The 5,693-nt window shown below is 74.9% G+C and carries 2 protein-coding genes; one reads left to right on the forward strand and one right to left on the reverse strand.

Annotated elements, in window-relative coordinates; all coding sequences use genetic code 11:
- Nucleotides 1-710 precede the first annotated feature (710 nt).
- Nucleotides 711-2,750: a M4 family metallopeptidase gene (locus tag MW084_RS01960; RefSeq protein ID WP_010471147.1), complete on the forward strand. Its 2,040-nt coding sequence runs from the start codon at nt 711-713 to the stop codon at nt 2,748-2,750.
- A 79-nt stretch (nt 2,751-2,829) separates the two neighbouring features.
- On the opposite strand, the gene glgP is transcribed toward MW084_RS01960, so the two are convergent.
- Complete coding sequence (gene glgP / locus MW084_RS01965) at nt 2,830-5,475, reverse strand: alpha-glucan family phosphorylase (RefSeq protein WP_010471146.1); 2,646 nt, start codon at nt 5,473-5,475, stop codon at nt 2,830-2,832.
- Nucleotides 5,476-5,693 lie beyond the last annotated feature (218 nt).

Here is a 5,693-nt window from a genome sequence, read left to right on the forward strand (position 1 = left end):
GGCCNGGCGGTGCCGGGNGGTGAGGCCGGTGGGGGCGGGGCAGCCGGGCACGTCGTGACGGCGTGCCGGCCCGGCCGCGCACCCCTGCGACCACCCGGTCGACGGCACGTCAGACCGGCCGCGGACCCGCACGGCCGCCCCGGAAGCCCCGATCGACGACACGTCAGGCCGGGCCTCCGGCGGCGCGACCGGCACGCTCGGGGCCACCGGCACGGCCGGGGCCGCCGGTGGTGTCCGCCCTCCGGCGGCGCGGGCCGTGCGGCCCGGCTCTCCCGGCCCGTTCCCGTGCCGCTCGCGCCGCGGGAACGGGCGTGGCCGCTTTTCGGTCACGCGCCCGGCCGCCGGACGGCACCGGCCGGACACGGACAGGGCCGCCCCGACGCGGATGAACCGGACCGGGCGCGGGCCCCGGGGGCCGGGCGCGAACGAGCGCGGACCCGGCGCGGGCGGACCAGGCCCCGAAGTCGTACGGAGGCGTGCCGGCACCGTACGCGCGCCGGGTGCCATGGCAACTCCGGGTGGATGTCCGGTTAACGGACCGAAGTTTTCGGACAACGAACGGGATTCGGCCATTCTCTTGACGCGGTCCTGACATGAACACCTGTGCGGTGCCAGTCTTCCCCCCGGTTCACCGCATCTCGTTCCGCCGGCTCTGTTTGCACCACCCGGGACCCACCTCGCCCCGGCCCCCCTCGCAAAGGAGTTTCCGCGTGAGATCCACGCCTTCCCGCCGCGCGACCGCCACCGGCGCACTGGTCGCGGCCGCCGCCGTACTCGCCGTCGGCGTCCAGACCGGCTCCGCCACCGCCGACGACGCGTGGGGCACCTCGGCCCCCAAGCGCCAGGCCGCCGCGCAGGCCGACCCGGGCTCCCTGCCCGCCGACCTCACCCCCGCCCAGCGCGCCGCGCTCATCCGCGCCGCCGACGCCGACAAGGCCGCCAAGGCCAAGGAGCTCGGCCTCGGCGCCCAGGAGAAGCTCGTCGTCCGCGACGTGGTCCAGGACCGCGACGGCACGACCCACACCCGCTACGAGCGGACGTACGCCGGGCTCCCGGTCCTCGGCGGCGACCTCCTGGTCACCGAGAACCCGGCCGGCGCCACCGAGCGCGTCGCCAAGGCGTCCCGCGCGGAGCTGCGGAACGTCGACACGACCGCCGACGTGGCCCCGGCCGCGGCCGAGCGGCAGGCGCTCGCCGCCGCCCGCACGGAGGGCGCGAAGGCGCCGGAGGCGCAGCAGGCGCCCCGCAAGGTCGTCTGGCTCGCGGAGGGCAGGCCCGTCCTCGCCTACGAGACCGTCGTCGGCGGCCTCCAGCACGACGGCACGCCCAACGAGCTGCACGTCGTCACCGACGCCACCACCGGCGAGAAGCTGTACGAGTGGCAGGCCGTCCACAACGGCACCGGCAACACGATGTACAGCGGCCAGGTGAACCTCGGCAGCGCCCAGTCCGGCAGCTCGTACACGCTGACCGACACCGCGCGCGGCGGCCACAAGACGTACAACCTCAACCGCGGCTCCTCCGGCACCGGCACGCTCTTCTCCGGCGCCGACGACACCTGGGGCGACGGCACCCCGGCCAACCTGGAGACCGCCGGCGCCGACGCCCACTACGGCGCCGCGCTCACCTGGGACTACTACAAGAACGTGCACGGCCGCTCCGGCATCCGGGGCGACGGCGTCGCCGCGTACTCGCGCGTCCACTACGGCAACAACTACGTCAACGCCTTCTGGCAGGACAGCTGCTTCTGCATGACGTACGGCGACGGCGAGAACAACGCCAAGCCGCTCACCTCCATCGACGTGGCCGCCCACGAGATGACCCACGGCCTGACCTCCGCCACCGCCAAGCTGGTCTACAGCGGCGAGTCCGGCGGCCTGAACGAGGCGACCTCCGACATCCTCGCCGCCGCCGTGGAGTTCCACGCGAACAACACCAAGGACGTCGGCGACTACCTGATCGGCGAGAAGATCGACATCCGCGGCAACGGCACCCCGCTGCGCCACATGGACAAGCCGAGCAAGGACGGCTCGTCCAAGGACTACTGGTACTCGGGCATCGGCAGCGTCGACGTGCACTACTCGTCGGGCCCCGCGAACCACTGGTTCTACCTGCTCTCCGAGGGCAGCGGCGCCAAGACGATCAACGGTGTCGCCTACGACTCGCCGACCTCGGACGGGCTGCCCGTCACCGGCATCGGCCGCGACAAGGCCGCGCTGATCTGGTTCAAGGCGCTCACCACCAAGTTCACCAGCACCACCAACTACGCGGGCGCCCGCGCCGGCACGGTCGCCGTCGCCACCGAGCTGTACGGCGCGGGCAGCGCCGAGGTGAAGGCCGTCGAGAACGCCTGGGCCGGTGTCAACGTCGGCGCCCGTCCGGGCGGCGGCGACCCCGTCGGCAAGGTGTTCGAGAACACCGCGGACGTGAGCATCCCCGACGGGGGCACGGCCGTCACCTCCTCCGTCAACGTCACCGGCATCACGGGCAACGCGCCCTCCGCGCTGAAGGTGGGCGTGGACATCGTCCACACCTGGCGCGGCGACCTGGTCGTCGACCTGGTCGCCCCGGACGGCACCGCGTACCGGCTGAAGAACGCCAGCAGCGGCGACTCGGCCGACAACGTCAAGGAGACCTACACCGTCGACGCGTCCAGCGAGCTCGCCAACGGCACCTGGAAGCTCCGCGTCCAGGACACGGCCCGCTACGACAGCGGTTACATCAACTCCTTCAAGCTGACCTTCCCGTAGGCCGGCAGGCCGCACCGGCCGCACCGAGGCCGCCGCCCGCGAGGGCGGCGGCCTCACGCGTGCCCGGCCCGGCCGCGGGTCAGCGCAGCAGGACGCCCGCGCCCTGCGCCACCGACTCGGCCGGCAGCGCCACCAGCCCCAGGTCGGCGTTGTCCGCGAGGAGCCGGTGCGCCGGCAGGACGCGGACCGTGTAGCCGAACGACCCCGTGCGGTCCAGGGTCAGCGGGCCCTCGTACGTCCAGCACCCCTGCTGGTCCGGGCCGCTGCCGCCGCCCGCCGGCTTCAGCGGGAACGTCCGGGCGCCGGTCAGCGCGTCCCGGGTGTCCACCCGGCCGGCGACCGCCTGGACCTCCACGTCCTCCGGGGCCAGGCCGCCGAGGGCGACCCTGACCCGCAGGGCCAGCGTGGAGCCCAGTTCGGCGACCTCGCCGGTCTCGTCCGCCTCGACGTGGTCGACGGCCACGCCCGGCCAGGCCGCCCGCACCCGGGCCTTCCACGCGGCCAGCTCCCGCGCCGACTCCGGGTCCAGGGAGCGGTGGGCCCGCGCGGCCGGGGCGTACAGCCGCTCCACGTACTCCCGCACCATGCGCCCCGCCAGCACCTTCGGCCCCAGGGAGGTGAGGGTGCGGCGGACCATCCCGATCCACCGCTCGGGCAGCCCGTTCGCGCCCCGGTCGTAGAAGCGCGGCGCGACCCGCTGCTCGATCAGCTCGTACAGGGCGTGCGCCTCCAGGTCGTCGCGCCGGTCCTCGTCGGTGGTGGGGCCGTCCGCAGTGGGGATGGACCAGCCGAAGTCCGGGTGGTACCACTCGTCCCACCAGCCGTCCCGCACCGACAGGTTGAGGCAGCCGTTGAGGGCGGCCTTCATCCCGCTCGTCCCGCACGCCTCCAGGGGGCGCAGGGGGTTGTTCAGCCACACGTCGCAGCCGGGGTACAGCTTCTGCGCCATCGCCATGCCGTAGTCGGGCAGGAAGACGATGCGGTGGCGCACGCGCGGGTCATCGGCGAACCGGACCATCTCCCGCACCAGCCGCTTCCCGCCGTCGTCCGCCGGGTGGGCCTTCCCCGCGACGACGATCTGCACGGGCCGCGTGGGGTGCAGCAGCATCTCGCGCAACCGGTCGCGGTCGCGGAGCATCAGCGTCAGCCGCTTGTACGAGGGGACGCGGCGGGCGAAGCCGATGGTGAGGACGTCCGGGTCGAGGACCCCGTCGATCCAGCCCAGTTCGGCGGCGCCGGCGCCGCGCTCCCGCCAGGAGGCGTGCAGCCGGGCGCGCACCTCGTGGACCAGTTGCTCCCGCAGGACGCGGCGGAGTTCCCACAGCTCGGCGTCGCCGGCCTCCGCGACGGCGTCCCAGCGCTGCGAGCCGCCCACGCTGAGGGCGTCCTCGGCCCGGTGGGCGCCGATCCGCCGGGCCCCGAGCCGGAGCACCTCGGGCGCCACCCACGTGGGGGCGTGGACGCCGTTGGTGATGGAGGTGATCGGCACCTCCTCCGGGTCGAACCCCGGCCACAGGCCGGCGAACATCGAACGGCTGACGGCGCCGTGCAGGGTGGACACGCCGTTGGCCCGCTGGGCGAGGCGCAGCCCCATGACGGCCATGTTGAAGACGTCCGGGTCGCCGCCCGGGTACGTCTCCCGGCCCAGCTGCAGGACGCGGCCGGCGTCCACCTCGGGCAGTTCGGCGCCGGGCCCGAAGTGGCGGGCCACGAGGTCGCGGTCGAAGCGGTCGATGCCGGCGGGGACGGGCGTGTGGGTGGTGAACACGGTGCCCGCCCGCACGGCCTCCAGGGCGGCGTCGAAGTCGGTGCCGCGGTCGGTCAGCTCCCGGATGCGCTCCAGGCCCAGGAAGCCGGCGTGGCCCTCGTTGGTGTGGAACACCTCGGGGGCGGGGTGGCCGGTGAGGGCGCAGTACGCCCGTACGGCCCGGACACCCCCTATCCCCAGGAGCATCTCCTGCAGCAGCCGGTGCTCGCTGCCGCCGCCGTACAGCCGGTCGGTGACGTCCCGTTCGCCCGGGGCGTTCTCCTCGACGTCCGAGTCGAGCATGAGCAGCGGGACGCGGCCCACCTGCGCCACCCACACGTGCGCGTGGAGGGAGCGGCCCCCGGGCAGGGCGAGGGAGACCCGGACGGGGCCGCCGTCGGGGCGGCGCAGCAGGGTCAGGGGCATCTCGCCCGGGTCGAGGAGCGGGTAGTGCTCCTGCTGCCAGCCGTCGCGGGAGAGGGACTGGCGGAAGTAGCCGTGCCGGTAGAGCAGGCCGACGCCGACGAGGGGGACGCCGAGGTCGCTGGCGGCCTTGAGGTGGTCGCCGGCGAGGATGCCGAGGCCGCCGGAGTACTGCGGCAGGGCGGCGGTGACGCCGAACTCCGGCGAGAAGTACGCGACGGCCTCGGGCAGGCCGGCGCCGTCGCCCTCCTCGGCGGTCCGGTTCTGGTACCAGCGGCGGCCCCGCAGGTAGTCGTCGAGGTCGTCGGCGGCGGCGGTCAGCCGGCGCAGGAACCTGCGGTCCCTGGCCAGTTCGCCGAGCCGCGCCGCGGGCACGGCGCCGAGGAGCCGCACGGGGTCGCCGCCGGCCGCGCGCCACCCCTCGGGGTCGACGGCCTGGAACAGCTCGCGGGTCTCGGCGTGCCAGGACCAGCGCAGGTTGCGCGCGAGGTCGCCGAGGGGTCGCAGGGGGTCGGGCAGGACGGGGCGGACGGTGAATCGACGGATGGCCTTCACGTGTTCCACCTTCGCGGGGGAGATACGTACAGTGGCGGACGCACCACGGTATGCGCACGACGTCCTGACCAGACGGTAGTGCCCCGCCGCCGGGCGCGGCCACGGCGCACGGAGCGCGTGGCGCCCGGGGGCGCGCCCGGGGGCGTACGGGTGCCGAGGAGCGGGGCCCGCCCGCCGCCCCGCCGCCGGACCGCCCGCGGGACGGCGGCCGTCCGGGC

The organism is Streptomyces sudanensis, from assembly GCF_023614315.1.
Classification (GTDB): Bacteria; Actinomycetota; Actinomycetes; order Streptomycetales; family Streptomycetaceae; genus Streptomyces; species Streptomyces sudanensis.